This window comes from Spirillospora sp. NPDC049024 (assembly GCF_040649235.1).
Classification (GTDB): Bacteria; Actinomycetota; Actinomycetes; order Streptosporangiales; family Streptosporangiaceae; genus Spirillospora.
The window spans coordinates 325,057-351,744 of the sequence record NZ_JBEZFD010000005.1; the positions used below are offsets into that span (position 1 = coordinate 325,057).

At 71.4% G+C, this 26,688-nt stretch carries 27 protein-coding genes; 12 read left to right on the forward strand and 15 right to left on the reverse strand.

Translation table 11 applies throughout. The annotated features are described in order from the left end of the window. Window positions 1–4: 4 nt before the first annotated feature. The 4 genes from AB0C21_RS11865 (at window position 5) to AB0C21_RS11880 (ending at window position 6,058) form a co-directional block, all read left to right on the forward strand. Complete coding sequence (locus AB0C21_RS11865) at window positions 5–949, forward strand: carbohydrate ABC transporter permease (protein ID WP_353820635.1); 945 nt, start codon at window positions 5–7, stop codon at window positions 947–949. Continuing rightward, complete coding sequence (locus tag AB0C21_RS11870) at window positions 946–1,791, forward strand: carbohydrate ABC transporter permease (RefSeq protein WP_500204009.1); 846 nt, start codon at window positions 946–948, stop codon at window positions 1,789–1,791. The genes AB0C21_RS11865 and AB0C21_RS11870 overlap by 4 nt, the downstream gene beginning before the upstream one ends. A gap of 104 nt (window positions 1,792–1,895) precedes the next feature. After that, entirely contained in the window at window positions 1,896–3,905 is a 2,010-nt protein-coding gene (locus AB0C21_RS11875; RefSeq protein ID WP_500204010.1) for a beta-galactosidase, read from the forward strand. Window positions 3,906–3,907: 2 nt separating this feature from the next. Then, window positions 3,908–6,058 (forward strand): MGH1-like glycoside hydrolase domain-containing protein, encoded by a 2,151-nt coding sequence (locus tag AB0C21_RS11880; RefSeq protein WP_500204011.1) that lies wholly within the window; start codon window positions 3,908–3,910, stop codon window positions 6,056–6,058. Between the two features lie 58 nt (window positions 6,059–6,116). Here the strand turns inward: AB0C21_RS11880 and AB0C21_RS11885 are convergent, their stop codons facing one another. Further along, window positions 6,117–6,971: an SAM-dependent methyltransferase gene (locus AB0C21_RS11885; RefSeq protein WP_500204012.1), complete on the reverse strand. Its 855-nt coding sequence runs from the start codon at window positions 6,969–6,971 to the stop codon at window positions 6,117–6,119. Window positions 6,972–7,260: 289 nt separating this feature from the next. Here AB0C21_RS11885 and AB0C21_RS11890 point away from each other — a divergent pair, with 289 nt between their 5' ends. Further along, on the forward strand, window positions 7,261–7,422 hold the full coding sequence (locus AB0C21_RS11890; RefSeq protein WP_500204013.1) for a hypothetical protein: 162 nt from the start codon (window positions 7,261–7,263) through the stop codon (window positions 7,420–7,422). Then, on the forward strand, window positions 7,419–8,141 hold the full coding sequence (locus AB0C21_RS11895; protein WP_500204014.1) for a peptidoglycan-binding protein: 723 nt from the start codon (window positions 7,419–7,421) through the stop codon (window positions 8,139–8,141). The genes AB0C21_RS11890 and AB0C21_RS11895 overlap by 4 nt, the downstream gene beginning before the upstream one ends. 69 nt (window positions 8,142–8,210) lie before the next feature. Here the strand turns inward: AB0C21_RS11895 and AB0C21_RS11900 are convergent, their stop codons facing one another. From AB0C21_RS11900 to AB0C21_RS11930, 7 genes are all read right to left on the reverse strand, one after another. Next, window positions 8,211–8,903 carry an alpha/beta hydrolase gene (locus AB0C21_RS11900; protein WP_500204015.1) on the reverse strand — a complete coding sequence of 231 codons (693 nt, stop codon included), beginning with the start codon at window positions 8,901–8,903 and terminating at the stop codon, window positions 8,211–8,213. 89 nt (window positions 8,904–8,992) lie between these two features. After that, window positions 8,993–10,480 (reverse strand): FAD-binding protein, encoded by a 1,488-nt coding sequence (locus AB0C21_RS11905; protein ID WP_500204016.1) that lies wholly within the window; start codon window positions 10,478–10,480, stop codon window positions 8,993–8,995. Window positions 10,481–10,536: 56 nt separating this feature from the next. Continuing rightward, window positions 10,537–11,274: a glucose 1-dehydrogenase gene (locus tag AB0C21_RS11910; protein WP_500204017.1), complete on the reverse strand. Its 738-nt coding sequence runs from the start codon at window positions 11,272–11,274 to the stop codon at window positions 10,537–10,539. Between the two features lie 28 nt (window positions 11,275–11,302). After that, complete coding sequence (locus AB0C21_RS11915; protein ID WP_500204018.1) at window positions 11,303–12,400, reverse strand: NAD(P)H-dependent amine dehydrogenase family protein; 1,098 nt, start codon at window positions 12,398–12,400, stop codon at window positions 11,303–11,305. Beyond that, the gene (locus tag AB0C21_RS11920) at window positions 12,397–13,044 is read right to left on the reverse strand and encodes a nuclear transport factor 2-like protein (protein ID WP_500204019.1); all 648 of its coding nucleotides are present in this window, start codon (window positions 13,042–13,044) and stop codon (window positions 12,397–12,399) included. The genes AB0C21_RS11915 and AB0C21_RS11920 overlap by 4 nt, the downstream gene beginning before the upstream one ends. A gap of 9 nt (window positions 13,045–13,053) precedes the next feature. After that, window positions 13,054–13,251: a ferredoxin gene (locus tag AB0C21_RS11925; protein ID WP_500204020.1), complete on the reverse strand. Its 198-nt coding sequence runs from the start codon at window positions 13,249–13,251 to the stop codon at window positions 13,054–13,056. A gap of 5 nt (window positions 13,252–13,256) precedes the next feature. Further along, window positions 13,257–14,651: a cytochrome P450 gene (locus AB0C21_RS11930; RefSeq protein WP_500204021.1), complete on the reverse strand. Its 1,395-nt coding sequence runs from the start codon at window positions 14,649–14,651 to the stop codon at window positions 13,257–13,259. Window positions 14,652–14,871: 220 nt separating this feature from the next. Between AB0C21_RS11930 and AB0C21_RS11935 the strand changes: the two genes are divergently transcribed. Next, a complete protein-coding gene (locus AB0C21_RS11935; RefSeq protein ID WP_500204022.1) occupies window positions 14,872–15,717 on the forward strand; it encodes an LLM class F420-dependent oxidoreductase in 846 nt (281 codons plus the stop codon). Between the two features lie 107 nt (window positions 15,718–15,824). Further along, window positions 15,825–17,075, forward strand: coding sequence for a hypothetical protein (locus tag AB0C21_RS11940; RefSeq protein WP_500204023.1), 1,251 nt, complete (start codon window positions 15,825–15,827; stop codon window positions 17,073–17,075). 29 nt (window positions 17,076–17,104) lie between these two features. On the opposite strand, the gene AB0C21_RS11945 is transcribed toward AB0C21_RS11940, so the two are convergent. Then, the gene (locus tag AB0C21_RS11945; RefSeq protein WP_500204024.1) at window positions 17,105–17,911 is read right to left on the reverse strand and encodes a hypothetical protein; all 807 of its coding nucleotides are present in this window, start codon (window positions 17,909–17,911) and stop codon (window positions 17,105–17,107) included. A gap of 453 nt (window positions 17,912–18,364) precedes the next feature. Further along, entirely contained in the window at window positions 18,365–18,949 is a 585-nt protein-coding gene (locus AB0C21_RS11950) for a TetR/AcrR family transcriptional regulator (RefSeq protein WP_500204025.1), read from the reverse strand. Window positions 18,950–19,043: 94 nt separating this feature from the next. On the opposite strand from AB0C21_RS11950, the gene AB0C21_RS11955 reads away from it, so the two are divergent. From AB0C21_RS11955 to AB0C21_RS11965, 3 genes are all read left to right on the forward strand, one after another. Next, window positions 19,044–19,649: a class I SAM-dependent methyltransferase gene (locus AB0C21_RS11955; RefSeq protein WP_500204026.1), complete on the forward strand. Its 606-nt coding sequence runs from the start codon at window positions 19,044–19,046 to the stop codon at window positions 19,647–19,649. Window positions 19,650–19,668: 19 nt separating this feature from the next. Continuing rightward, on the forward strand, window positions 19,669–20,259 hold the full coding sequence (locus tag AB0C21_RS11960; protein WP_500204027.1) for a DUF2218 domain-containing protein: 591 nt from the start codon (window positions 19,669–19,671) through the stop codon (window positions 20,257–20,259). Window positions 20,260–20,401: 142 nt separating this feature from the next. Further along, complete coding sequence (locus tag AB0C21_RS11965; protein WP_500204028.1) at window positions 20,402–20,674, forward strand: SHOCT domain-containing protein; 273 nt, start codon at window positions 20,402–20,404, stop codon at window positions 20,672–20,674. Window positions 20,675–20,815: 141 nt separating this feature from the next. On the opposite strand, the gene AB0C21_RS11970 is transcribed toward AB0C21_RS11965, so the two are convergent. Continuing rightward, window positions 20,816–21,094 carry a hypothetical protein gene (locus AB0C21_RS11970; RefSeq protein WP_500204029.1) on the reverse strand — a complete coding sequence of 93 codons (279 nt, stop codon included), beginning with the start codon at window positions 21,092–21,094 and terminating at the stop codon, window positions 20,816–20,818. Between the two features lie 193 nt (window positions 21,095–21,287). Here AB0C21_RS11970 and AB0C21_RS11975 point away from each other — a divergent pair, with 193 nt between their 5' ends. Beyond that, the gene (locus AB0C21_RS11975) at window positions 21,288–21,554 is read left to right on the forward strand and encodes a hypothetical protein (RefSeq protein ID WP_500204030.1); all 267 of its coding nucleotides are present in this window, start codon (window positions 21,288–21,290) and stop codon (window positions 21,552–21,554) included. A gap of 172 nt (window positions 21,555–21,726) precedes the next feature. Here AB0C21_RS11975 and AB0C21_RS11980 read toward each other — a convergent pair whose 3' ends face one another. From AB0C21_RS11980 to AB0C21_RS11995, 4 genes are all read right to left on the reverse strand, one after another. Beyond that, on the reverse strand, window positions 21,727–22,098 hold the full coding sequence (locus AB0C21_RS11980) for a type II toxin-antitoxin system death-on-curing family toxin (protein WP_500204031.1): 372 nt from the start codon (window positions 22,096–22,098) through the stop codon (window positions 21,727–21,729). A 368-nt stretch (window positions 22,099–22,466) separates the two neighbouring features. Beyond that, complete coding sequence (locus tag AB0C21_RS11985; RefSeq protein WP_500204032.1) at window positions 22,467–24,170, reverse strand: CocE/NonD family hydrolase; 1,704 nt, start codon at window positions 24,168–24,170, stop codon at window positions 22,467–22,469. Further along, entirely contained in the window at window positions 24,167–25,186 is a 1,020-nt protein-coding gene (locus AB0C21_RS11990) for an ABC transporter permease (RefSeq protein WP_500204033.1), read from the reverse strand. The genes AB0C21_RS11985 and AB0C21_RS11990 overlap by 4 nt, the downstream gene beginning before the upstream one ends. Next, a complete protein-coding gene (locus tag AB0C21_RS11995) occupies window positions 25,176–26,681 on the reverse strand; it encodes a sugar ABC transporter ATP-binding protein (RefSeq protein WP_500204034.1) in 1,506 nt (501 codons plus the stop codon). Before AB0C21_RS11995 ends, AB0C21_RS11990 begins: the two co-directional genes overlap by 11 nt. Window positions 26,682–26,688: the final 7 nt, after the last annotated feature.

The window sequence follows — 26,688 nt, forward strand, 5'->3', positions numbered from 1 at the left end:
CGCCGTGGCCGTCGACGTGACGAAACGGAAGGCCGGAGCCGCCTCGGCGGACCGGCCGGACGCGCCGCCGCCCCGGTGGCGGGAGCGGTGGCGCCGCCGGACCACGCCGTGGGTCTTCGCGGGCCCGGCGGCGGCGCTGCTGGCGTTCTTCTTCGCCTATCCGCTGCTGGCCGGCCTCTACCAGAGCTTCACCGCCGACCGCGACGGCGTGACGACCTGGGTCGGGCTCGCCCAGTACCGCCGCATGGCGGCGGACCCCGTCTTCTGGGCCGCGCTGCGCAACACCGGCCTGATCCTGCTCGTCCAGGTCCCGGTCATGATCGGGCTGGCGCTGCTGCTGGCGTTCGGGCTGAACCAGTCCTGGCTGCGGCTCCGCTCGGGCTTCCGCATCGCCTACTTCCTGCCCGCCGTCACGATGCTGGTCGCCTACTCGGTGGTGTTCCGCGTCCTGCTCAAGACCGACGGCGGCCTGGTGAACCAGCTGCTCGACGCGGTGGGCCTGCCCGCCGTCGACTGGCTGAACGGCCCCGGTTGGGCGCGGCTGGCGCTGATCGGCTCGATCACCTGGCGGTGGACGGGCTACAACGCGGTCATCCTGCTCGCCGGGCTCCAGGCGATCGGCCGGGAGCAGTACGAGGCGGCCGCCATCGACGGCGCCGGAGCCGTCACCACCTTCGTCCGGGTGGTCATGCCGCAGCTGCGCCCCGTCATCCTGTTCTGCTCGGTGACCTCGACGATCGGAACGCTCCAGCTCTTCGACGAGAACTACGTGCTGACCGGCGGCGGACCCGGCAACGCCACCACCACGCCCGTCCTCTACCTGTACAAGGTCGGCTTCGAGCAGCTCGACTTCGGCTACGCGGCCGCCATCTCCTGGGTCGTCGTCGCGGTCATCGGGCTGATCTCCTACGCCCAGTTCCGCTTCTTCGGGAAGGAGGCGTCCCGGTGAGCCCCGCCGCCCGAGGAAAGGGCCGTCCCGGGGCGGGCCGGGTGCTCGCCTCGCTGCTGCTCCTGGCCGGCGCGGTCGTCAGCGCGGCGCCGTTCTACTGGATGGTGGTCGCCTCCACCCGCGACGACTCCGAGCTGTTCGCGTCCCCGCCGCCGTTCCTGCCGGGCGGGCGCTTCCTGCACAACCTGGTGGAACTGGAGCACAGCATCGGCTTCGGCCGGGTCATGCTCAACAGCGCGGGCGTCGCCGTCGTCTACACCGTGCTCAGCTCGCTGGTCTCCGCGATGTGCGGGTACGCGCTGGCCAAGTACCGGTTCCGGGGACGGCGGCTGCTCCTCGGCGCGGTGCTGGCGACCATGATGATCCCGTTCCAGGTCCTGCTCGTCCCGCTGTTCCAGATGATGGCGAGCCTCGGATGGGTCGACACCTACCAGGCGGTCATCCTGCCGTTCCTGGCCAACTCGTTCGGCATCTTCCTGATGCGCCAGGCGTTCCTCGGCTTCCCGGACGAGCTGATCGAGTCGGCCCGCATCGACGGGGCGGGCGACCTGCACATCTTCTACCGGGTCGTCCTGCCGGTGGTCCGGCCCCAGTTCGGCGCGCTGGTCATCTTCACCTTCATGACGCAGTGGAACGCCTTCCTGTGGCCGCTGCTGATGCTGAACACCGAGGACAAGTACACCGCGCCGGTCGCGCTGTACACGCTCATCGGCCAGAGCCACGTCGACTACACGGGCCTGATCCTCGGCTCCTTCCTGGCGACGCTCCCGCTGATGGCCATCTTCTTCCTGTTCCAGAAGCAGTTCGTGTCGGGGCTCTTGGGAGGGGCGGTCAAAGGATGAGCGAAGCGAACCGGGGGGTGCGGGGGGTCGTCCCCCCGCAAGGAACAGGGATGAGCGAAGCGAACCGGGGGGTGCGGGGGGTCGTCCCCCCGCAAGGAGCAGGGGTGACTTCCATTGGGGTGCCAGGGCTGCTTTATGGCGGGGACTACAACCCCGAGCAGTGGCCCGAGGAGGTCTGGGCGGAGGACGTCCGGCTGATGAACGAGGCCGGGGTCAACCTGGTCACGGTCGGCGTGTTCTCGTGGGCGCGGCTGCAACCCGGCCCGGACGAATGGGACTTCGGGTGGCTCGACCGGCTGCTGGACCTGCTCGCCGCGCACGGCGTGGCCGCCGACCTCGCCACCGCCACCGCGTCGCCGCCCGCGTGGCTGGTGCGCGCCCATCCGGAGGTCCTGCCCGTCACGGCGGACGGGGTCCGGCTGGAGTTCGGGTCCCGGCAGCACTACTGCCCCTCCTCGCCCGTCTACCGGGAGTCGGCGGCGCGGCTGGCCCGGATGATCGCTCGGCGGTACCGCGGCCATCCGGCGGTCGTGCTGTGGCACGTCCACAACGAGTACGGCGACCACGTGACCGAGTGCTTCTGCGCGGCGTCCGCGGCCGGCTTCCGGTCCTGGCTGCGGGAGCGGTACGGCGGCGTCGCGGAGCTGAACCGCGCCTGGGCGACCGACTTCTGGTCGCAGCGCTACGGCCGGTGGGAGGAGATCGAGCCGCCGCGCACCGCGCCCGGACCGGTGAACCCGACGCAGCTGCTCGACTGGCGCCGGTTCTGCTCCGACGCCCTGCTCGGCTGCTACCTGGCGGAGAAGGCCGTCCTGGACGAGGACGGCGGGGGCCTCCCGGTGACGACGAACTTCATGTCGATGTTCAAGCCGCTGGACTACTGGAAGTGGGCGGCGCACGAGGACGTCGTGTCCGACGACGCCTATCCCGACCCGGCCGACCCGGCGGCGCACGTGAACGCCGCGATGAACTTCGACCTGATGCGCTCGCTGAAGGGCGGGCGGCCTTGGCTGCTCATGGAGCAGGCGCCGTCGGCGGTGAGCTGGCGCCCGGTCAACGTGCCGAAGCCGCCCGCGCTGGGCAGGCTGTGGTCCCTCCAGGCGGTGGCGCGCGGCGCGGACGGCGTCCTGCACTTCCAGTGGCGGGCGTCGCGCGCCGGGGCCGAGAAGTTCCACAGCGCGCTCCTGCCGCATCGCGGCACGGGCTCGCCGCAATGGGACCGGACCGTCCGCCTCGGCCGCGACCTCGCGCGGCTCGCCGAGATCGCCGGTACCCGAACCACGGCCGATGTCGCGATCGTCCTGGACTGGGAGTCCTGGTGGGCCCTGGAACTGGACGACCACCCCTCGTCCAGGCTCCGGCTCAAGGACCTGACGTTGTCCTGGTACGGGGCCGCGTACGCGCGCAATGTGACCGTCGACTTCGTCCCTCGGGGCGCGGATCTGGCGCCGTACCGGGTCGTGCTGCTGCCCAACCTCTACATGGTGAGCGACGCGACGGCCGCCTGGCTCGGCTCGTACGTCGCGGGCGGTGGCCGCCTGGTCTGCGGCTTCTTCAGCGGCATCGTCGACGACCACGACCATGTGCACCTGGGCGGCTACCCGGCACCGCTCCGGGACGTGCTCGGAGTAGTCGTCGACGAGTTCTGGCCCGTCCCTGACGGCGCGTCCGTCGATGTGGCGTGGGGCGACCGCACGTTCCAGGCAACGCTCTGGAGCGAGTGGCTGGAGACGGCCGGAGCGGAGACCGCGGCCGTCTACGGCCCCGGTGCGCTCGCCGGGCGCCCGGCCGTCACCCGCAACGCGCACGGCGCGGGCCGGGCCTGGTACGTGAGCTGCCATCTGGGCGACGGCATCGGCCACGTGCTGGACGAGGCATTCGCCGACGCCGGCGTCCGGCCGGTGCTCGACGTCCCGGCCGGGGTCGAGGCGATCCGCCGCGACGGGCCCGGCGCGTCCTACCTCTTCCTGCTCAACCACCGCGACGCCGAGACGGACGTCCCCGTCCCGGCCGGCGTCGACCTCCTGTCCGGTGCCGCCGTGCGGGACGCGCTGCGGCTGCCCCCGCTCGGGGCGGCGGTGCTCAGGACGGCCCACCCCCACCCCGAGAGGTGATCATGCGACGATCGCGCAACGTCCTGGCCGGGCTGACGCTCGGCTCCGCCCTCATCACCACCGCCGTGCCGGCGTCCGCCGCGGCGGAGACCACGGGCCCGGAAGGCTACGCCGACGTGCTCGACATGCACGGCGTCCCGGCCAACGCCCTGCCCGCGGAGGTCAACGACGTCAACGTGTTCAGCGACCGCGGCGCCTGGCACGCCTACGCCCTGCCAGGGCCAGGCGACAAGGACGCGTACGGCGGATTCTCCGGGCCGCTCTACATCGCCCAGGAATACCCGTGGTGGCTGAGCAAGGCGTTCAGCCGCATCAGCCTGCGCGCGGACGGCCGTGACCTCGACCTCGGCGCCGCCGGCGCACCCCGGCTCACCGCGCTGCCCGGGATGCTGCGCCAGGTCTACGACCTCCCCGGCCTGCGGCTCACCCTCGAACTGCGCTTCGCCTCCGGGCACAGCGCGCTCGTCCGCGCGTCCGTCGCCAACACCGGGTCCGGCACCCGGACGGTGGAGGTCGGCTGGAGCGGATCGCTCCTGCGCCCGGACGACGAGCCGATGAAGAGCGCGCCGTCCCTGCGCGCCACGCCGCGCGGAGTCGAGGTCGGCTTCGCCCGCGTCCGCGAGCAGTGGGACTACCTCACCGACGGCACCGAGCGGTTCGAGGTGACCCACGCCGAGCCGGTCCGCACCACCGTCACCGGCGACTCCTACCGCACCGGCCTGGCGCGGCCGCTCACCCTCGCGCCGCGCCGCTCGTCCACGCTGACCTGGGCCGAGACCTACACCTTCACCGCCGCCGAACGCGAACGGGAGGCCCCGGTCGTCCGCGACCTGCTGCGCCGCCCCGGCAAGGCGATCGGTCACACCGACGCCCGCTGGCGCGGGTACGTCGTGGACGTCACCGACGGCGTGCCCGCCGGGCGGCGGCGCCTCGCGGTCAAGGCGCTCGAAACCCTCGTCACCAACTGGCGCGGCCCGGCCGGGAGGCTCGAACACGGCGGCGTCACGCCGTCGATCTCCTACAAGTGGTTCACCGGCGGCTTCTGGGCCTGGGACACCTGGAAGCAGGCGGTCGGCGTGGCCCGCTTCGACCCGGTGCTCGCCGAGTCGCAGATCAGGTCGATGTTCGACCACCAGGTCACCGCGGCCTCGCGGACCCGGCCGCAGGACGCCGGCATGATCCCCGACTGCCTCTTCTACAACGACCCGGCCCGCGGGGGCGGCAACTGGAACGAGCGCAACACCAAGCCCCCGCTGGCCGCGTGGGCGGTCTGGGAGACGTACCGGCGAAGCGGCGACGTCCGGTTCCTGCGCGAGATGTACCCGAAGCTCCTCGCCTACCACGACTGGTGGTACCGCAACCGGGACCACGACCACGACGGCCTCGCCGAGTACGGCGCCACCGTCGACCCGGCCAACGACACGGGCGAGGCGCGGCGGCAGGCCGCCGCGTGGGAGAGCGGCATGGACAACGCCCCGCGCTTCGACGCCGCGCTCGGCACCGCCGTCGTCGAGAACCGGGACGCCGCCGGACGGGTCGTCGGCTACTCCCTGAACCAGGAGTCCGTCGACCTCAACTCCTACCTCGCCGCCGAGAAGGGCTACCTCGCGGCGATCGCGCGGCGGCTCGGCGACCGGGCGGCGGCCCGGCGCCTGACCGCGCAGGCGCGGACGCTGACCGCCGCGATCCGGACGCAGATGTACGACCCGGCGACCGGCTTCTTCTACGACACCGACCTCGCGTCGGGCCGGCGCCTCACCGACCGGGGCCGCGGCATCGAGGGCGCGATCCCGCTGTGGGCGGGCGTCGCGACGGGCCCGCAGGCCGCCGCCGTCCGCGGCAGGCTCACCGATCCGGACGAGTTCGCCACCCCGATGCCGTTCGCGACGGTGTCGAAGAGCTCGCCGTACTTCGCCCCGGAGAAGTACTGGCGCGGCCCCGTCTGGCTCGACCAGGCCTACTTCTCCCTGAAGGGCCTGGAGAGGTACGGCTACCGCGCCGACGCGTCCGCTCTGGCCGACCGCCTGCGCGGCTCGGCGTCGGGCCTGCTCGGAGACGGACCGATCATGGAGAACTACAACCCGCTGACGGGCGCCCCGCTGAACTCGACCAACTTCAGCTGGTCCGCCGCCCTGCTGCTGGCCCTGGAATGAGACGACCGGGCCCGGCCACCCGCGCGGGTGGCCGGGCCCGGTGGTTCTCCGCCGCCGTTCACGGCTTGCGGAGGACGCCGCCGTACTCGCAGAAGTCGCGTCCCATCTTGGAGGCCCCGACGAAGGGGGTGAGCTCCTCCGGGACGGGGGGCAGGGGCGGCTGGTCGGGGTCGGGCCGCCACTGCATCAGGTTGACCAGGCCGGGCTCGACCGGCTCCAGGCCGTCGGTCAGGAGCGCGTCGACCTCGTCGCGGGTGCGGTTCTGCCACGGGATGCCGGCCGCGCTCATCCGGGCGTTCAGGTCAGCGGCGCGGTCGGGGTCGGAGCACACGATCTGGGAGAACGCGAGGTGGCTGCCGGGCACCGCCCGGTCCATCACCGTGCGGATGATCCCGCGCGGGTCGTCGGCGTCGGTGAGGTGGTGGCCGACCGACAGGAACAGCACCGCCAGCGGCTCGTCGAAGTCGATCAGGCGCTCGACCTCGGGCTCGGCCAGGATGGCCTGCGTGTCGCGGAAGTCGGCGGTGATGACGACGGTGGACCCGTCGCCGCCCAGCAGCGCGCGGGCGTGCGCGAGCACGATGGGGTCGTGGTCGACGTAGACGACGCGGGCGTCCGGCGCGAACCGCTGGGCGACCTGGTGGACGTTGTTGTCGGTCGGCAGCCCGCACCCCATGTCCAGGAACTGCCGGATCCCGGCCTCGGCCGCCAGGTAGCGCACCGCCCGGTACAGGAACAGCCGGTTCTGCCGGGTGATGTCGATCGACTCGGGGAAGGCCGGCGCCGTCTTCAACGCGAAGTCGCGGTCGACCTGGTAGTTGTCCTTGCCGCCCAGTGCCCATCCGTACACCCGGGCGGACGCCGGGACGTCGTCGCGGATCTGGACGATCGATTCGTGCTCGTTGCCTGCCACCCTGCGCTCCCGCTCTCCCAGAGGTAGTCCGCTCACCGTAGCCGGACGCCGGGCCGCCGAAGGCACGCTTGCGATCTTTGGCCGCCGCCCCGTCGGCGCGGGCCGGCGCCGAGCCGTGGACGAGCGCAAGAACTGCTGGTCAGGCCACAGATCTGTCCCTGATCGGCTGGATGGGAACGCCCCCGCCCCGACGCAGACTCGATGTGACGGACGGTGCCGGAACCGTCACCATCGCCGCGGTCGGCGGTCTCGCGAAGCCGGACGTGCGCGAGCGAACCAGGAGACCCTCATGGACCAGGAGATAGAGCACATGGACGAGGTGGACGTGAACCCCGACGTCCACCGGGCCACCGAACCCGACGAGCAGGACGTCCTCGAAAGGCTCTACGGCCCGCCGGACCGCGACGGGTTCTTCCGCGGCCCGCCGGTCGGCGAGGAGGAGGAGCGATGACCGCGGCGAAGATGATCGCCGCGGCCCGCAAGTCGCTCGGGATGTCGGGCCGCCCGAACACGATCACGCGGGAGTACGCGGCCAGGCACGGGAACGAGTTCCTCAGGGCGTCCTGGTGCGACATGGCCATCACCTACTGGGCGCGCCACAGCGGGAACGCGAGCGCCGTCCTGCCGGGCGGGGACCGCGCCTACACCGTGTGGCACGCGCAGGACTTCCAGAAGGCCGGACGCTGGCACAGCGGGACGACCGCGAGCGTCGACCAGGCGAAGCCCGGCGACATCGTGTTCTTCGACTGGGGCGCCACCAACAGCATCGGCGCGATCGACCATGTCGGCGTCGTCGAGAAGGTCCTCGGCGGCGGGCGGCTGCAGACGATCGAGGGCAACACGAGCGACTCGGTGAGGCGCCGCGTCAGGGACTCCGGCGTCATCGCCGGTTACGGACGGCCCGCCTACGACTGGACGGAGAACATGGTGAGGAACCTCCCGATGCTCGCCAGAGGTGCCACCGGCGAGGACGTGGAGACGGTGCAGGGGCTGCTGCTGGCGCGCAGCCACCCCGAGGTCTCCATCAACGGCACGTTCGACGCCGCGACCGAGGCGGCCGTGAAGGCGGTGCAGCGCTGGGGCCATGTCGACGACGACGGGATCGTCGGGCCGAAGACCTGGCCGGTCCTCCTGCGCGTGGCAGACCGCCTGAAGCCCGCGGCCAGATGAGTCGCCGCGAACGGCCGGCCGCCGCGTGACCCGACCGGTGTTCGGGGCGGCCTGGCGACCGCGCCCTCATCATCGGGAAGCGCTCGTCCGGGGGTCGCCGTGGAGGCCCTGCTCGGCGGCGTAGGCCTCAAGGCGGTCGGCCAGTTCGCGAGGTCGGCTCAGCGCGGGTGTGTGCCCGCCGTCGATCTCGTCGGGGGTGACGCCCAGGCGCTCGCGGGCGACGCGGCGCAGGTAGCCGGCGGGGAACAGGCGGTCGTCGCGGCAGATCAGCACCCGCGTGGGGACGTCGGGCCAGGCCCGCAGCGGCGACGGTTCCCCCATGCGGGCCTCGGACTGGGACCGCGACCGCCGCATCGCCTCCTCCGCGAGCTCCGCCGGGACGTCCTGGTAGAACACGGCGATGGTGCCGTCGTAGCTCTCCCGCTCCTCCTGGCCGTATCCGGTGTTGGCCCAGTAGTCGCTGGGCGACTCCCCGGGAACCGGGATCATGGGCGCGACCAGGACGAGCATCCGAACCGCCGCCCGGTCGCAGACGAGCGGGGCAGTGAAGCCGCCGAACGACTGCGCGACCACGACCAGATCGGTCCGGTCGCCGACCGCTTCGACCACGGCGTCCGCGTACTCGACCAGGCCGACCGAGTCGTCGTCGCAGGGGAGGTCCGGCGAGACGGCCTCGTGCCCGCGCGCACGCAGCTCGGCTTCCACCAGATGCCAGTACCAGCCGACATCGCCGGCGCCGTGTACGAAGACGAACGTGGCCATCCCACCTCCCGCTGCTCGGATGCCGAGAGGTTAGGCGACGGCGCCGACATTCCCGGCCGCCTCCGGTGGCGGAGCGACCCATCTCGCCTTCATCGCGCTGTGCCGCGCCCCCGTGCGGCGGCGGCGAGTCCGGCCCTGCGTCCGAAGAACGACCCCTCGCCGAGCTGGGTCCCCGAGCAGTAGCCGGCGCCGTCCTGCGCGATGTTGGACGCGCAGGCTCCGGCCGCGTAGAGCCCGCCGATGACCGACCCGTCCTCCCGCCGCACCTCGCCGTCCACCGTCGTGGCCATGCCGCCGAGCGTGAAGCCGGCGTAGAGGGCGGTGCCCAAGGTGAGGTCGTAGACGCCCCAGGGGCCGTTGGTCTGCGGCGCCAGCCAGTCGGGGTGCTTGTGGAAGTCGGGGTCCTCGCCTCGCGCGGCGTACTCGTTGTACCGCGCCATCGTCGCGGCGAGCGAGCCGGAGGGGAGACCCAGGCCCGCCTCCATCTCCTCGATCGTCTCGTAGCCGTCCTTCAACACCACCAGGGGCATCCGCTGCTCCTCCATGTGGTCGCTGTCGGCGATCAGGTAGGCGGCGGCGTCCGGCTGCTTGAGGACGAAGTACGACGTGCGCGCGTGGTAGCCGTCCTCGGCCACGAACCGCTCGCCGCGCTTGCTGACGATGAGGCCTTTCACCAGCGAGGACGGCGGGTAGAAGGGCGCGGTGATGAAGGGCTCGTCCATGTGCTCCAGCGCGGCTCCGGCCGACTGCCCCAGCCGGATGCCGAGGCCGTCGTCATAGGTGCTGCCCAGCGTGAACAGCTTCTCGCCGAGCGCCGGCGTGTAGGCCGCGACCATGTCCGGGTTCATCACGAAGCCGCCGGCCGCGAGCACCACCGCGCCGCACGCGAGGACTCCGGACCGGTCGAAGTTCCTCCAGGCGACGCCGGTGACCGCACCGCCGCCGTCGACCACCAGGTTGGTCGCGCCGGTCTCGTAGCGGACCTCGACCCCGGCCTCCTCGACCCGGTCGCGCAGCAGGTCCATGACCATCTTCGTGCCGTCGGTGTCGCCGGGCACCGGCACCTTGTGCCCCCGGGGCGCCGGGCGGATCTCCTCGCGGAACGGCCACACCTTCTCGTTGCCGGTGAACATCAGGCCCTCGGTCCCGGGCTGGATCACCGCCTTGCCGGGGAAGTAGGACCGCTCGAACTCGAAGCCCAGCGCCTCCAGCCATTCGAAGTGGGCGACCGACCCCTCGCAGTAGGCCCGGATCTTCCCCTCGTCGGGGTCCTTGGAGGTCGCCGTCAGGTAGCGCACCATCGCCTCGACCGAGTCCTCCTGACCGGTGGCGCGCTGCACCGCGGTGCCGCCGCCGAGGTAGAAGTGCCCGCCGGACATGCTCGACGTGCCGCCGTGGACGGCGGCCCGCTCCAGCAGCAGCACCCGGGCCCCCGAGCGCGCGGCCTCCAGTGCGGCGCACCCGCCGGCCATCCCGAACCCCACCACCACGACGTCGAACCGCTCGGCGTCGTCGGGGAGATCCGCGGCGGGGACGACCTGGGGGACGGCCAGTCCGGGGGAGGTCTGTGGGTTCATCGGTCCGTCTCTGGTTTCTCGGTCCGGTCGGACGGCGGTGGAGCGCCGGCCGCGCGTCAGCTCTTGTGCGGGATCTGCTGGACGGTGCCTCCGTCGACGACGAACTCCGAGCCGGTGGCGAAGGACGACTCGTCGCCGGCGAGGAAGACGACGAAGGAGGCGACGTCCTCGGGGAGGCCGGGGCGTCCGAGCGGGATCGGGACCATGTCGTCGGGGATGCCCTCGGTGAGCGGCGTCCGGATCAGGCCCGGATGCAGCGAGTTCACCCGGACGCCGTGCGGGGCGAGCTCCACGGCGACCGACTTGGTCAGGCCGCGCAGCCCCCACTTCGAGGCCACGTAGCCGTGCGCCCAGGAGGTGCCGCGCAGGCCCTCGATGGAGGAGTTGTTGATGATCGACCCGCCCCCGGCGGCGATCAGCGCGTCGGCGGCCGCGCGGATGCCGAGGAACGGGCCGGTGAGGTTGACGTCGATGATCTGCTGCCACTTCTCCGTGCTGAACCGCTGGATCGCCGCGCCGTTGGCGATCCCCGCGTTGTTGAACAGCACGTGCAGCGCGCCGAACTCGCGGACGGCGGTCTCGACGGCCGCCGCCCAGTCCTCGGCGCTGGTCACGTCGAGGTGGACGTAGCGGCCGGCGTCGCCCAGCTCGTCCGCGACGGCCTTGCCCTCCTCGTCGAGGAGGTCGCCGATCACGACCCGGGCGCCCTCGGCGGCCAGGGCCCTGGCACTGGCCGCGCCGATGCCGCGGGCGCCCCCGCTGATCAGGGCGACCTTCCCGTCCACACGTCCCATCGCTCGTGCCCTTTCCGTCGGGGGGTGTCTAGTCGGCCAGTGCCGTCGCGAAGACGCCGCGGGCGGTGCCGAACGGCAGGTCGAGCGGCGTCCGCAGGCCCGGCGGCGCCGCGACGACCTCGGGGATCGCGTTGACGATGCGCCCGGCGCCCGCGGCGATCGCGGCGTAGTTGTGGTCGCCCTTGGCGCTGGTCGGGCAGACGTCGACGCGGTACGACGGTTCGCCGACGATCTCGAGCCGGTAGGAGCCGCCGTCCTGCGCCGGCTGCGGCCAGTCGGGGCGCAGGTCGCCGCGGAGCCTGGTCGTGTGGTCGATCACGAGGACCTCCCTGCCGCGGGCGACGCCCCGGATCTGGAACCGCACGGCCGCCATCCCGCCCGCGGGGATGTGCCCGGCGGCCACGTCGAACGCCTCCGGCGCCGGCTCCCGCTCGTACCACTCGGTGATCTCGTCGAGCTCGAAGCCGAAACCGCGGGCCAGCATCCGGAGGCTGACGCCCCACGACGCGGCCAGCATCCCCGGCCGCAGGATCTTCGGCAGGTCCGTCAGGGGGCGGCCGAAGCCCATGAAGTCGAACAGGACCGGGCCGCCGTCGTAGGTGGCGTAGTCGGCGATCTCCGAGCAGACGACCTTCTCCACCCGCTGGCAGGTGCTCGCGATCGCGAAGGGCAGCAGGTCGTTGACCCAGCCGGGGTCCACCCCGGTGACGAAGAGGCTCGTCCCGCCCGCCAGGCAGGCGTCCTCGACGGGACGGATCATGCGGTCCGGCAGCAGCCCCCAGGGGTAGATCAGCGGCACCGGCGAGGAGGCGACGATGTTGCTGCCCGCGGCGAGGATCGTCCCGATGTCGGCCAGGGCGCCGGACAGCCGGGTCTCGCCGATCGCGCAGTAGACGGTGCAGTCCGGCCGTGCGGCGAGCGCCGCCTCCAGGTCGGCGGTGGCCGCGACCCCCGTGACCGCGTCGAGGCCGGCGAGCTCGCCGGCGTCCCGCCCGACCTTCTCGGGATTCGACACGACCAGCCCGACCAGCTCGAAGCGGGGGTCCTCGATGAGCTGCCCCAGGGCGATGCGGCCGACGTTGCCGGTGGCCACGTGCAGGACGCGGACGGCCGCGGGACCGGTCACCGCGCCGCCTCCGGAGAGCCTCCCGGCTCCTGGGTGAGGTGGTCGCCGCGCTCGACCGGCGGTGGCCACAGCGTCGAGGTCAGCTCGTCGTAGCGGTAGTGGCCGGGGACGCCGTGCCCGGCCACCTTCATCCGCTTCAGCAGGGTCTCGGGCGCCTTGCCGGACTCGATGATCTGCATGAACGTGTGGGCGGTCGAGGGCATGTCGAACCAGTCGCGCTGCCAGGCGATCTTGATCTGGCCGGCGTCGGGCCCCTCGGCCCGCCGCGCCACACCGAACCAGGAGCCGCCGATCCCGAGGACCTCGTACTCCCGGCCCGTCTCGTCGTTGACGATCCCCGAGCGCTGCTTCCAGAAGCCGACGATCATCGCCTTCTTCTCGTCGATCACCGTGGCCTGGTAGTCGTAGTGCCAGCCGTCGAGGCCGTCCATCTCGATGCCGATCGCCCAGTCCCGGATCTGGTCGCGGCCGACGGCCATGAAGTGCTCGTCGGGGCTGTACATCCAGCCGTAGGTCGCGTCCTCGGCGTAGGACTCGGCCAGCACGCGCCAGTCGCCGGTCCGCTCGGCCTCGCGGTTGGCCGCCAGCCAGGAGTCCCAGAACTCCTCGATCTCGGCGCGGGTCAGGTCGCTGGAGTCGCTCACGTCGTTTCCTCAATCCTCTTCGAGAGAGAGCGCGAAGGCGGGGCAGTACTTCACGGCCGTCGCCACGTCCTTGCGGCGCGACTCGTCCGGACGCTCGACGAGGACCTCGACCACGTCGTTCTCGGCGTCGAAACCGAACACGTCGGGGGCCTCCAACTGGCAGAGCTGGTGCCCCTGGCACACGCTCGTGTCGGCGACCACGCGCATCGGCCTCACCTTCCCTCGCGCCGGCGGTACCTGACCCGGCAGGGCTGCTGGAGCTGGATCACCATCTTGGACGTGTCGTCCCGGTAGGAGTCCAGGGGCTCGACGGGCTCGAACGAGAAGTCGCGCAGGACGACGGAGAAGATCGCCTTCATCTGCATCATCGCGAACGCGTTGCCGACGCAGCGGTGCCTTCCGGCGCCGAACGGGATCCAGCTCCAGCGGTTCTGCAGGTCCTCCTGCCGGGGGTCGATGTAGCGGCCCGGGTCGAAGTCCTCGGCCTTCGGGAAGTCGGCCTCGATCCGGTTGGAGACCCGCGGGGACGCCGCGATCAGCGTCCCGGCGGGGACGGTGCTGCCGAGCACGTCGAAATCCTCGCGGACCAGCCGCATCAGGATGATCAGCGGCGGGTGCAGGCGCAGGGTCTCCTTCAGCACCGATTCCAGTACGGGGATCGACCTCAGCGCCTGGAAGGACACCTCGGTCCCGTCGGCGTAGAGCGCGTCGAGCTCCGCGACCACGTCGGCGAGGATCTCCGGGTGGCGCAGGAGCTCGATCATGGCCCAGGACGCGGTGCCGCTGGTGGTGTGGTGCCCGGCGAACATCATCGAGATGAAGATGCCGGTGATGTAGTCGGCGCTCATGTCCAGCGAGATGAGGACGTCGAGCAGGTCGCGCTGGTCCCTGGACACCTTGCCCCGCCGCTTGCGCCGGTCGATGATCCCCCCGACCAGGGCGACCAGTTCCTTGCGGGCCTCGTCCCGCCGCCGGAAGCCGTCGATCTCCGCGTACGCGTCGACGTAGGCGATGGCGTCGGTGCCGCGTTCGAGCTCGTGGTAGTGGTGCGCGAACGAGCTGTCGAGCTCCTCGCGGAACGGCCTGCCGATCAGGCACGCCGACGTGGTGTAGATGGTCAGCTCGGCGAAGAAGTCGAGGAGGTCGATCTCCCCCTCGTCGCCCCAGTCCGCGACCATTCGGCGGATCTCCGCCTCGATGGTCTGGGCGTGGCCGCGCATCATGTCGCCGCGCAGCGCCTGGTTCTTCAGCATCTGCTGGCGCTCTTCCGGGGACGCGTCGAAGACGACGCCCTTACCGAAGATCGGCGTCATGAACGGGTACGCGGCGGCCTGGTCGAGCCGGCCGTCCGGCGCCCGGAAGAACACCTCGTTCGCCTCGGCCCCGCTGACCATCACGACGTCCTTGTCGGCGAGCCGGAAGCGCCCGACGTCCCCGCACTCCTCGCGGACGCGGTGGAACAGCCCGATCGGGTCGACCCGCATCTCCGGCAGGTGCCCCGTGCCCCGGATGATCTCGGGGACCTCGGGACTCCGGTCGTCCAGGGCCATGCTCACCTCGGGGATCGCGGCGAGCGGCCCGGTCCCCCCGGTCTCGGCAGCAGTCATGACTTCTCCACGGGTGTGCACGCCCGGGGGCGCGGCTGCGTGCAAAGGGAATAGAACGCGTTACCGAGTATCGGCGCGTTCACTGGTCACCTGACTGGACATGTGTCCACCTTAGACGCGACTACGCGACCCGGCAAGAGTCCGCGGTCTCCGGGCAGGCGTCCGGACACCTGTCCAGTCACTCTTCCAGAGTAAGTGGAACGCGTTCTACTATGACGCCATGCGCAACGGAGTCGTGCTCTTCACCTCGGACCGCGGCATCACGCCGGCCGCCCTCGCGAAGGCCGCGGAGGAGCGCGGCTTCGACACCTTCTACGTGCCCGAGCACACCCACATCCCGGTGCGCCGCGAGGCGCTGCACCCCACCGGCGGCGAGGCGCTGCCCGACGACCGCTACCTGCGCACCCTCGACCCGTGGGTGTCGCTGGCGACCGCCGCCGCGGTCACCGAGCGGATCGGCCTGGCGACCGCGGTCTCGCTGCCGGTGGAGTCCGACCCGATCACCCTCGCCAAGACGCTCGCGACGCTCGACCACCTGTCCGGCGGCCGGCTGACGATCGGCGCCGGCTTCGGCTGGAACACCGACGAGCTGGCCGACCACCACGTCCCCGCGGGGAGGCGGCGCACCGTCCTCAAGGAGTACCTGGAGGCGATGCGCGCCCTGTGGACCGAGGAGGAGGCCTCCTACGACGGCGAGTTCGTGTCGTTCGGGCCGAGCTGGGCCTACCCGAAGCCGCCGCAGGGCCGCATCCCGGTGATCATCGGTGCCGGGGGCGGCCCCAAGACCATGAAGTGGATCGCCCGCAACGCCGACGGCTGGATGACCACCCCGACCGACACCGGCATCGCCGCGAAGGCCGACCTCCTGCGCAAGGAGTGGGCCGAGGCCGACCGGGCGGGCGAGCCCGACGTGCGGATCCTCGTCGCCAAGAAGCCCGCGCCTGACGACTTCGCCGACTGGGAGGCCGCTGGAGCCTCCGAACTGATCTGGGGCGTACCGGACGCCGACGAGGCGACGGTGGTCAAGTACCTGGACAGGACGGCCGCGCGGCTCGGCCTGGCCTAGCAACCGGTAGCGCGCAGGACGCGGCCCCGTCCCGCCAGACGCACCGGGCGCCGTCCGTCGCCGCCTTCCGCAACCTCCGCCCGACCGAAGACCAAGGAGATCCGCAGATGGCCCACCCGCCGGGCCGGTACGCCGGCCTGACCCGCGAGGAGCTCGCGGTCGCCGTCCCCGAACTGCTCCTGATCGGGCAGCTCATCGACCGCTCCGGGATGGCGTGGTGCATCTCCGCCTTCGGCAGGGAGGAGATGGCGCGGATCGCGATCGAGGAGTGGGCGGCATCGAGCCCGATCTACACGAGACGGATGCAGCGGGCCCTCGGCTACGCGCCCGAGGTACCCGGACAAGGCGACGTCCCGACCATCTTCAAGGGCCTCCAGCTCGACATCGGCGCTCCGCCCCAGTTCATGGACTTCCGCTACACCGTGCACGACCGGTGGCACGGCGAGTTCCACCTCGACCACTGCGGCGCCCTCATGGACGTGGAGCCGATGGGCGACGACTACGTCCGGTCCATGTGCCACGACATCGAGGACCCCACCTTCGACGCGACCGCGGTCGCGACCAATCCGAAGGCCCAGGTGCGGCCGATCCACCGGCCGCCGCGCAGCCCTGCCGACCGGCACCCCCACTGCGCGTGGACAGTGATCATCGACGAGTCGTACCCGGACGCGCAGGGCATCCCGCTCCTCGCCGACAACGAGCGCTCCCGCGCCGCGACCCTCGGCCTCGCGCCGATCGACCCGGCCGACGACGGGCTCGCCGACTACTCCGGCCCCCTGCTCTCCGACCTCGACTTCGCCGCCTTCTCCCGTTCCGCGCTGGCCCGGATCGCCGACGAGGTCTGCCTGCAGATGCACCTGCTCAACCGGGCCTTCACGCTCTCCGTGGCCAAGCGCGCCGCCGACGCCACGGAACTGCTCCGCATCCGCCGCAAGCAGCTCGCAGGCATCGCCGGAATCGCCGCGGAACGGCTCCTCCGAGCGTTGGACCTGCCGCGCGACGCGGAGGGAGCGGCCCGCCTACTCGCGCTGCACCCGATCCTTAATCCCGCGGCCTACGTCTATGCCGACCTCGACGGGGTGAATGTCGTCGTCCGTCCGTCCCCGGCACATGAGGACGGCGCCTGGATCTCCTTGTGCGGCCCCCAGTGGACGACTGCGCTCCAGACCGTCGTCCGCGCCGTGGACCCCCATCTCGACGTCGAGGTCACCGGTCTCGGCACTCAGGAGTGGCGGGCGACCGTCGTCCGCCGCGACCAGCCCGCACCGGAGGCCGACGAGGTCGCCGTCGTCCGCTTCAGCACCGGCGCCGCCTTCACCTTCCAGCCCCGCCGTTCCCTCCCGATCAGGCCCGTCTGACGGCTCGTCCTCTCCGCCGAGCCCGCGGGTCAGTCGAAGTCCTGACCGTCCAGCACCCAGGTCAGTCCGCTGAGCGGGTCCTCGATGGCCAGGTGCATGAACCAGATGTCGTCGTCGGGCCGACGCCAGGTCACGCAGCGCAGGCGGGCGACGACGTCCGCTATGGCCGCCACGTCGACGGGCTCGGCGAGGCCGCCGATCCGGGCCAGAAGCCGCCAGATGGCGACGCGTCCGCGCGCCTCCGACCACTGTCCGTAGGCCGCGCCGCCCCCGGCCATGCCGACCAGATCCGGATAGGCGGCGGCGAACTCGGTCGGCGCGCCGTACGGCTCAGCGGGCGGCTCCGGCCAGGTGGACATCGCGAACGCCGCCCCCTCCCAGGCCGTACCGCGCACCGTGATCGGGGGTTCCAGCCAGTAGGCGTCGGGGACGGGCTCGGTCTGAAGGCCCGTGTGATCCGTGCTGGCGATCGGCACGGTCAGCTCCAGGCCGTCCGGAGGGAAGGACGGCCTGGGGGAGCCGATGGCACCCTGCCCGGAGAAGTGGCGGATGGACCAGTCGAAATCCCAGCAGACGCGTTCCCACGGCTGGAGCACGAACGGGACTCCGGCGAACACCGCGGTGTCGAGGGTCGACACGCCGGTCAGGTCCTCACCGCGCAGCACCCGCGAATGCGCGACCAGATGCCGCAGTTCGCGGTGGGCCAGGTGCTCGGCGAGTTCCGCCCAAGGCCTCATGGCCAGCGCCTCGTGGAGTTCCGCCGCCTCCCAGGGGTCGACCTCGTACTCCCGGGTCACGATGCGCGCGGCGTGCCGAGCGGGCGCGCGCCCGGCCATGATGCGGGCGATCCATGCCCGTCCCAGTTCGTGCTCCCCTCGGACCTTCCTCTCCGGAGGGGAGGGCGTCGACCGGAGACTCTCACCATCGAGCCGGTCGTACAGGGCTTGAAGGTCATCCCAGCGCTGTTCATCGGCAAGCCGGCGGACAAGCTCGGTAAGTCCCTCGCTCTCCATCTCCCCAGACTCTCCGATCGGCACCCGGACGCGGAAGAGGCCGCGGGCTCTGGTCTGGAGACGTCTGAGACCGCCACCCGGGGTATCCGGCGATCACGGAGGCGGCCGCCCGGGACGAGCCGAGGCACTTGCCTGCCCGCCGCGACCAGCCGGTACCGAGGCCGACGAGGTCGCCGTCGTCCGCTTCAGCGCCGGCGCCGCCTTCACCTTCCAATCCCGCCGCTCACTGCCGATCACCCCCGTCTGACCACCACCTTCCACCGACTCGACGTAGGCCTAGGATCCGGGGGCGTTCCCCCGGAGACCGGTCAGCGTGGCATCGACGAGGCGACCGATCGCGGCGGGATCGTGCAGGGTTCCGGCCGCTGCCAAGGCATGGAGGCAGTAGGAGGCCAGCTCGCCGGCCGGGATGTCCTGGCGCACGGCTCCCGCGCCTGCCGCGTCGGCCACCAGTTCCCCGACGAACTCGCGCAGGTGCAGGTGGGCGGCGGCGACGTGCTCACCGCTGTGCAGCACGCCGGAGGCCTCGTCATCATGCCGCCCCCGCTCCGAGACGGCCTCCGCGTACGCCGCCAGCACCGCTTCCAGCCGCCGTGCCGGGCCCTCGGCCTGGTCGCGGATCTCGACCAGGCGCATCAGGTGCTCGTCGATCTGCCGTTCGTGCCAGGCGAGCAGGATGGTCTGGACGTCGGGGAAGTACTTGTACAGCGTCGCGCGCCCGATACCGGCGTCCTTGGCGATCTGCGACATCGTCACGCCGGTCAGCCCCCGCTCCGCGACCAGGGCCGCGGTGGCGTCCAAAGCGGCGTCCCGGACCGCGTCGCGGTGCGCGGCGATCGTCTCGCTCCACAGTCTCGGCATGCCGTCGATCATACGCAGTGAAGCGTGTATAGACAGTTGACGCGAGAGCGACAACCTGTATCGTAAAAGCGCCGAGACGGACAGGAGTGTTCCCGTGACCGAGTTGCCCCCGACAGACTGCGTCCACAGCGCGGACCCCCACGCCGGCCGTCCGCCCTGGGAGATCGGCGCTCCTCAACCCGCGCTGAAGGCCCTCGCGCAGGACGGCGCGCTTCGCGGCCGCGTGCTCGACGTCGGCTGCGGGACGGGGGAGCACACCCTGATGGCCGCCGCCTCCGGCCTGGACGCCACCGGCATCGACGTGTCCGCCGATGCGTTGCGAGCCGCCGACCGCAAGGCACGCGAGCGCGGTCTGACCGTCCGGTTCCTCCACTACGACGCACTCCGGCTGAGGGAGTACGGCGAGACCTTCGACACCGTGCTGGACTCCCTCGTCCTGCACGCGTTCCGGGCCGCTGACCGCGCCGTGTACGTGGCGGGCCTGCGCACGGTCCTGAGGCCGGGAGGGCGACTGTTCGTGCTGTGTTACAGCGACCGGCACACCGGGAACCCTGCCGTCCCGCACCGGTTGTCCCGCGACGACCTCGAAGCCTGCTTCGCCGACGGCTGGGCCCTGGAGTCGGTCGAACCCACCAAGTGCGCCTCGAACCTCAGCACAGAGGGCATCGCCGCCTGGCTGGCGACCTGTACCCGAATCTGAACACCGTCAAGGAACCGGCATGCCGACCTCAGAAACCGTCCTCCGGACCGAACGTCCCCAGCGCTACCTAGTACAACTGTGTCGCCACGCGGCCGCCATGGGGAAGACCGACGGAGGCCACGGCCCCCACACACCGGACCTGCACGTCGACGCTGAATACTCCGAATCCCACGGCGTCGTCACCCTCGCCCCATGGGGCCAAGCCACCCTGGACGCCGACGAGTCCACTCTCACGGTGCGCGTCGAAGCCGCCGACGAGGAGGCCCTGCAACGAATCCAGGACATCGTCACCCGAGACCTGGAACGCTTCGGCCGCCGAGACCAGCTAACCGTCACATGGCCGCCGAACGGCACCGCGCCAAAGCCACGGCCTCCCGCTCGGCACCGCCGCCGCTACGCACTTCTCCTGATCGTGCTCGCCGTGGTGGCCGTCCACTTCGCGGTGGGGGGAGCGATCCTGTCCCGCTGGACGGCCCTGTCCGCCGACATCGTCCTCGCGGTCATCGCAGGGAAGATCCTCTTGGTAGCCCTGGGCCGCCGTGCGCTTCGCAATCGGCACGTCCCTCACCCGCACGTGCGTCTCGGAAGGTCCGCCCCCAAACCGGAGTGAGGACCTTCGACCCTCCCGAACACCGACCTTGGCCGCTGCCGATCATCCTTTGACCGGAGCACCGTGGAAACGTCCCACCAGAAGGCACGAGCCGAACCGCGCGAGGAGCGACACGGCCGGCCCTGGGAAGGAGGGGGCCACGATGATGTACGGCGACCACATGAACGGCTGGGGCTACGGCTTCATGACCGTCGGCATGCTGCTGTTCTGGGCCCTGCTGATCTTCACGGTCATCGCGCTGGTCCGCTACCTCCCCGGCAAGGACCACCGGCCGCCCCCGCCGCCGCAGCCCCCGGCCGAGGGCGCCGAACAGATCCTGGCCGAGCGCTTCGCCCGCGGCGAGATCGACGAAAGGGAGTACCGCCACCGCCTGGCCGTCCTCCGAAACGACACCACTCCAACCCCGAGCCCCTGACGCCCACCCGCCGACGAGACCTGGGATGCCGTCCTCTCGTCCGCCTGAGTCGCGCCACAGAGGCCGTGACAGGCGCCGCGATGGGCCGGGGAGCATCCACCCACCAGAATCTCGCTCGGGCCGAGGTCGCGTCCGGGATCCTCAAGCCAGCAGGGGGCTGATGACGCTGTAGAGGCCTTCGGTCAGCTCAGGGCGGTCATGGAGCACGTCCTCCAAGACCGCCCGCCAGCATCCGGCTTCTTTGTAGTAGGCGTCTTCCCGCTGAAGCCTGAGACGGGTTTCGAGCAACCGCGCTTCGAAGCCCGGCCCAAGGCACCGGCCGACCTCACCGCTCATCCACCAGCACAGATCGCTGCCGGCGGCCGCCACCAGAACGCGCGCGGCATCGAACGCCACCCGTTGCGGGCTCACGGCGGCCATGGCACAAAGCTACGATCAGCCGTTCGCCCTGTCGATCGCTCCCCGAATTCGGTCAGCCCCGTTCTGCGGCAGCGGCGCGCCCCTAGCGACAGCCGCAGGAACGGAACCGGCCGAGAAAGGCTCGCGGCTAACAAAAAGGAAACGGCCGCCTCCCCAGGATGAAAGGAACCGAGCCAAGGGGAAGGTGATTCACGTGAGAATGCTCGCCAGAGCGTTGGGCACGTCGGCGGCCGCCGTCTGCCTGGCCACGGGAGCCGTGGTGCCGGCCGCCCCGGCGGAGGCCGGCACGGGCAAATGCATCGATTACCTTGAATCATACGGCTGGGTGGCCAATGCCAAGATGCTGAAGGCCTGCCAAGTAGGTGCCAAGGGCGACACCAAGCAATGCATGGCCAAGCTGATGGGCCAGTATGTGCCCAAATCGATGGCGGCCGCGGCCTGCATTCGGGCGAAGGACTAGCAGCGCGGTGACCACCCTGCCTGATCTTCCCGCGTGCCCGCGTCCCTCGCCCCGGTCTGGCGCATGTCCGGCCGATACGGCGGCAGGCGGGAAGACCGGGCTCTCTCAACGGCCATCACGGCGCCAGCCGTTCCAGTGCCGCGAGGGCCTTACCGGGCACAGGCCGCTCGTATCAGGCGCTCGGTCCGGTCGGCGATGGCCGGGACGTCGTTGAGGGCATGGGTGGCGGTGTCGACAACGGTGGTGAACGGGTCGTCCTCCGCCTTGGGGTCGAAGCGTGCTCCGTTGAGCTTGAGGAAGACATCGGTCGCGGCGAGGCGACCCGCTTGTTCCCATCGGTGAACGGGTGAGGGGTGGTGAGCGAGTGCAGCAGCGCGGCGGCCTTTTCGAGAAGGGTGGGGTAGGGGTCCACGCCGAAGGTCACCGTGGCCGGCCGTGCGGCAGCGGATGCGACCAGCCCGAAGTCCCGTACGTTGAGGTGCTCGCCGACGGCCCGGCGCCCGACGGCGACGATCTCTTCGGCCGTCAGGTAGCGCACGCTCACGCGTCGCCCAGCCGGTCCAGCAGGTTCCGGTGGTCGCGGGCGGTCTCGTCGGCGAGCTCGAGCACGTGAGCGAGCTCGCGCCGCTGCCGGTACTCCTCAAGCGCACTGATCAAGATCGCGTTCTTGGACCGCTGCTCGGCCGCGGCCGCCTCATCGAGCCGGGCGTCCAGGTCGTCGGGAAGACGGGCTCTGTCAGCACTGGGCGTGCCGATCCGAAAGACCCTCGCGCGGGTGGTAATTGCGGCGGTTCTCGTTCTTGTCTTTTGGCGGAATCTCTTTCCGAAGGTGAATGCCTTTGATAGGTCCTGCGGTGCGTGCGAGATCGATGTACGGGTGAGGGGGGAGTAATTCCTGGTGAGGTGCCTGATTCACTCGCGCCGGCCTGGTGGGAGGTTTGGGGCTATCGGGATGAGGAGGCGGGTGGCGCCGGTGCCTACGAAGATGGTTTGTTCGGCGATTGCGTAATCGGCGGGGGTGGCGTCCGCGGGCTCTGCCATTGTTTGCGGGTTCCGGTCGAATCGGGGGTGGTTGGACGAGGCGATCTGCAGGCGGAGGCGGTGCCCGGCCGGGACGACGTGGGCCAGTGAGCCCAGGGGCAGTCGGTACGACTCGCGGCGGCCCGGTTCGAGCGGGACGGGGGCGCCGCCGTGCCGGTACCGCGCTCGGACGATGCCGTCGACGAGTCCGGTCGACCGGCCGTCCGCGTCGACCTCGGTGAGGCGCGCCGTCCAGTCGCAGTCCTCGGCGGAGGATGCGGCCTCCAGGTGCAGGACCACCTCGCCGGCGATGGTCAGGTCGGACTCCAGCGGCGCCGAGGTGAGCACCAGCACGTCCTGCCGCGCCTCGATCTCGGACTGGTCCTTGGGGCCGGAGTTGCGGGCCACGAGGAGGCCCGGCAGGAACGTCGCCCCACCGGTGGTCGGGACCGGGTTCGCCGGATCGGAGCGGTAGGTCAGCGTCCCCGGTTCAGCGGTGCCGTCCCGTGTCAGGCGGCCGCCGGCGTCCAGGGTCCAGGACGTCGGGGTGGTGGCGGGCGGTGGCCAGGACGGCAGATCGTGCCAGGTGTCGGAGCCGGTGAAGAAGATCCGCGCCTTCGGCAGATCCGGTTCCCGGCCCTCGGCGAGCGCCGAGAAGAACTCCAGGTGCAGCGCGGTCAGGTCGGTCTCGGCTCCGTATCCGTGCCAGCCGTCGCCCTGCCACGTGCTGAGGTTGCCGTGGGACCACGGGCCGACGACCAGGTACTGCCGGCGGCGCGCGTCGTCGGTCGCGGCCTCCGCGCTGAGCCGCTGGAAGTTCCGCAGCGTGCCTTCGAGGAAGATGTCGTTCCAGCCGCCGATGTGGAGTGCGGCGACGTCCATCCGCCCGTAAGCGTGGGACGGGTCGATGGCGTCCCAGAACTCGTCGCGGGCCGGGTGGTCGAGCCAGTCCCGCAGGTAGGGGGCGATCGCCTGGAGGCCGGGACGCCGCAGGGGCAGCCGGTCCATCACGCTCCAGGGGTCCTTGCGGAGTTCGTCCAGAAGCTCCCGGGCCGCCTCGCGCCGATCAAGGTCCGGCGGTGCGAGCGACTCGGTGATCCACAGGAGGACGAACCCCAGTTGCAGCGCGCCGCCGCGGTAGGTCCAGCCTTCGTAGTAGTCGGAGCCGGTCAGCTGGGGGGCGATGGCGCGCAGGCCCTTGGGCGCGACCGACGCGGCCAGCAACTGGGTCGCGCCGATGTAGGAGGCGCCGTACATGAACACGTCTCCGTCGCAGAAGTCCTGCTCCAGGAGCCAGGCGATGGTGTCGCGGCCGTCGTCCGCCTCATGTGCGAACGGGGTGAAGACGCCCTCCGAGGCGTACCGGCCGCGGGTGTCCTGGACGACGACCGCGAAACCGGCGTCGAGCGCGCGCAGGATCTCCAGCCCGATGATGTGCTGCGCCATGAGCGACGACGACTTGTCATACGGCATCCGCTGGAGCAGCACCGGAAACGGGCCGTGGCCTTCGGGAAGCCAGATGTCGGTGCACAGGTTCACGCCGTCGCTCATCGGCACGTCGACGTCGCGGCGCACGGTGTGGGAACGGGCGGTCATCGGCGAGCGCTCAGCAGCTTGGCGCGGAACCGGTCGAACGCGACCGCCAGGATCAGCAGCGAGCCCGTGGCGACCTGCTGCCAGGACGAGTCGACGTTCATCAGCGTGAGCCCGTTGCTGAGCACGCCCACGATGAGCAGGCCGATGATGGTGCCGAACACGCCGCCGGTGCCGCCCTGCAGGCTGGTGCCGCCCAGGATCACCGCGGTGACCGCCGCCAGTTCCAGGCCCGTTCCGGTGGTTCCGGACGAGGACCCGATGAGGGAGGTGTTGAGCAGCCCGGCCAGCGCCATGCACAGCCCGGAGATGACGAACGCCAGGAACAGGTTGCGCTTGACCCGGATGCCGACCAGCCTCGCGGCGTTGGAGTTGGCGCCGATGGCGTACATCTCCCGCCCGTAGACGGTGAAGCCCATGAACAGCGCGAACACGGCGGCCACGGCGAGGAAGACCAGCGCCGGCGCCGGGACGTCGAGGAAGGGCCGGGCCAGCGCCCAGCCGAATCCGTCGACCGCGATGTTCTGGCCCTTGCCGACCGCCAGCGTCAGGCCGCGGAAGATGGCCAGGGTGCCGAGCGTTGTGATCAGCGCGTTGATGCCCAGCACGTTGACCAGGAAGCCGTTGAGCAGCCCGATGGCGATGCCCCCGACGACCGCCACCAGCACCGCCTGCGCCGTGCCGAGCTCGGGCTGGAGCTTGACCAGCAGCAGGCCGACGAACCCCACGCCGCTGCCCACCGACAGGTCGAACTGCCCGGAGACCAGCAGCAGCGTGGCACCGGCGGCCAGCACACCGGTGATCGAGATGGCGGTCAGGATGTTGGTCGCGTTATCCCAGTTGAGAAAGTACGGGGAGTTCGCACTGAAGAAGGCGATCTCCAGGATCAGGAAGACCACCAGCGCGGCGCTGTTGGGGATCCGGGCGAGCGCGGACCCCCGGCCGGCGCGCCCCTCCGGCGCCGGGTCCCGGTCCACGGCAGCGGCCGCGGACCCCCGCTCGACGGTGCTATCGGACACTGAGAGCTCCTCCCGCAGATTCGGTGAGTCGGTCGGTGGTGATCTCGGCGCCGCCGAGAACGGCGACGATCCGCCCGCGGACCATGACCGCCGCCTGGTCGGCGACCGCGACGATGTCCTCGTAGTCGGAGGACGCGACCAGGACGGCGGTGCCGTCCGCGGCGAGGCGGCGGATCGCCTGGTAGATCTCCTGCCGGGCGCCGACGTCGACGCCCCGCGTCGGCTCGGCCAGCACCAGGACGCGGGAGCCGCATTCCAGCCAGCGGGCCAGCAGCACCTTCTGCTGGTTGCCGCCGGACAGGGTGCCGATGCCCTGGTCGGGGCTGTTGCGCGAGCGGACGGACAGGGCCTCGTGCCAGCGTCGGTAGGCCCGCGCCTCCCGCCCGCGGGTCATCAGGCCGCCCCGTCCGGCCAGGCGCCGCCAGCTCGGCGCGGCGAGGTTCTCCGCCACCGACCGCGACGGCAGCACCGCCTGGCCCTGCCGGTCCGGCGGAAGGAACCCCACCCCGGCCCTGATCGCGTCCGTCGGGGTGCGCAGCCGGAGCGCCTTGCCGCCGAGGCGGAGTTCGCCCCGCGCCATCCGGCGCATCCCGAACAGCGTCTCGGCCACCTCCGAAACGCCCGAACCGACCTTGCCGTACAGCCCGACCACCTCGCCGGGGGCGATGGACAGCGACACGTCGGTGAAGTTGTCACCGGACGCGTCGCGCAGGGCCAGCACCGCGGACTCGCGCGAGGACGGCCCGTCCTGCGGCCCGACGAACCGGCGGGCGACGACCGCCCGGCCCACCATGGCCCGCACCAGGTCGGCGGTGGTCACCTCGGCCACCGGCCGGTCGAGCGAGATGCGGCCGTCGCGCAGCACGCAGGCCCGGTCGGCGATCCGGAAGACCTCGTCGAGCCGGTGCGTGATGTACACGATCGCCACGCCGGAGTCGCGCAGATCGGCGATCAGCTCGAACAGCCGTCCGGCCTCCACGTCCGACAGCGCCGCGGTGGGCTCGTCGAACAGCAGGCACCGGCTCTCCCCGGCCAGCGCCCGGGCGATCTCGACGATCTGCCGCTCGCCCAACCGCAGCTCGCTGACCAGCCGGTTCAGCGGGATGTCGGCGCGCAGCCGGTCCAGCAGCCCGGCCGCGCGGCGATGGGTCTCCTTCCGGCTCACCATGCCCAGCCGCCGCGGCCACGCGCCCAGCACCACGTTCTCCGCCACGGTCAGGGTGCCCGCGTCGGCGATCTCCTGCGAGATCAGGCGGATGCCGGCGGAGCGGGCCTCGGCCACCGAACCGAAGCGGCGGTGCTCGCCGTCGATGAGGATCTCGCCGCCGTCCGCGCCGTGGTCACCGGCGAGGATCTTGACGAAGGTGCTCTTGCCGGCGCCGTTCTCGCCCAGCAGCGCCACCACCGATCCGGCCTCCGCGGTGAAGTCGATGCCGTGCAGGACCTTGACCGGGCCGAAGGACTTGGTGATGCCGCGGGTGCTCAGGAAGGACATCGAGGAG

Excerpts from the sequence above, each read along its gene's own strand:
- AB0C21_RS11925 (WP_500204020.1), bottom strand. The coding sequence starts at position 13,251 with ATGCGCGTGGTCGCCGACACGAGCGTGTGCCAGGGGCACCAGCTCTGC.
- AB0C21_RS11945 (WP_500204024.1), bottom strand. The coding sequence starts at position 17,911 with ATGGCCGGGCGCGCGCCCGCTCGGCACGCCGCGCGCATCGTGACCCGG.
- AB0C21_RS11995 (WP_500204034.1), bottom strand. The coding sequence starts at position 26,681 with ATGTCCTTCCTGAGCACCCGCGGCATCACCAAGTCCTTCGGCCCGGTC.
- AB0C21_RS11950 (WP_500204025.1), bottom strand. The coding sequence starts at position 18,949 with ATGCCGAGACTGTGGAGCGAGACGATCGCCGCGCACCGCGACGCGGTC.
- AB0C21_RS11965 (WP_500204028.1), top strand. The coding sequence starts at position 20,402 with ATGATGTACGGCGACCACATGAACGGCTGGGGCTACGGCTTCATGACC.
- AB0C21_RS11880 (WP_500204011.1), top strand. The coding sequence starts at position 3,908 with ATGCGACGATCGCGCAACGTCCTGGCCGGGCTGACGCTCGGCTCCGCC.
- AB0C21_RS11960 (WP_500204027.1), top strand. The coding sequence starts at position 19,669 with ATGCCGACCTCAGAAACCGTCCTCCGGACCGAACGTCCCCAGCGCTAC.
- AB0C21_RS11895 (WP_500204014.1), top strand. The coding sequence starts at position 7,419 with ATGACCGCGGCGAAGATGATCGCCGCGGCCCGCAAGTCGCTCGGGATG.
- AB0C21_RS11930 (WP_500204021.1), bottom strand. The coding sequence starts at position 14,651 with ATGACTGCTGCCGAGACCGGGGGGACCGGGCCGCTCGCCGCGATCCCC.
- AB0C21_RS11900 (WP_500204015.1), bottom strand. The coding sequence starts at position 8,903 with ATGGCCACGTTCGTCTTCGTACACGGCGCCGGCGATGTCGGCTGGTAC.
- AB0C21_RS11910 (WP_500204017.1), bottom strand. The coding sequence starts at position 11,274 with ATGGGACGTGTGGACGGGAAGGTCGCCCTGATCAGCGGGGGCGCCCGC.
- AB0C21_RS11985 (WP_500204032.1), bottom strand. The coding sequence starts at position 24,170 with ATGACCGCCCGTTCCCACACCGTGCGCCGCGACGTCGACGTGCCGATG.
- AB0C21_RS11935 (WP_500204022.1), top strand. The coding sequence starts at position 14,872 with ATGCGCAACGGAGTCGTGCTCTTCACCTCGGACCGCGGCATCACGCCG.
- AB0C21_RS11940 (WP_500204023.1), top strand. The coding sequence starts at position 15,825 with ATGGCCCACCCGCCGGGCCGGTACGCCGGCCTGACCCGCGAGGAGCTC.
- AB0C21_RS11890 (WP_500204013.1), top strand. The coding sequence starts at position 7,261 with ATGGACCAGGAGATAGAGCACATGGACGAGGTGGACGTGAACCCCGAC.
- AB0C21_RS11905 (WP_500204016.1), bottom strand. The coding sequence starts at position 10,480 with ATGAACCCACAGACCTCCCCCGGACTGGCCGTCCCCCAGGTCGTCCCC.
- AB0C21_RS11970 (WP_500204029.1), bottom strand. The coding sequence starts at position 21,094 with ATGGCCGCCGTGAGCCCGCAACGGGTGGCGTTCGATGCCGCGCGCGTT.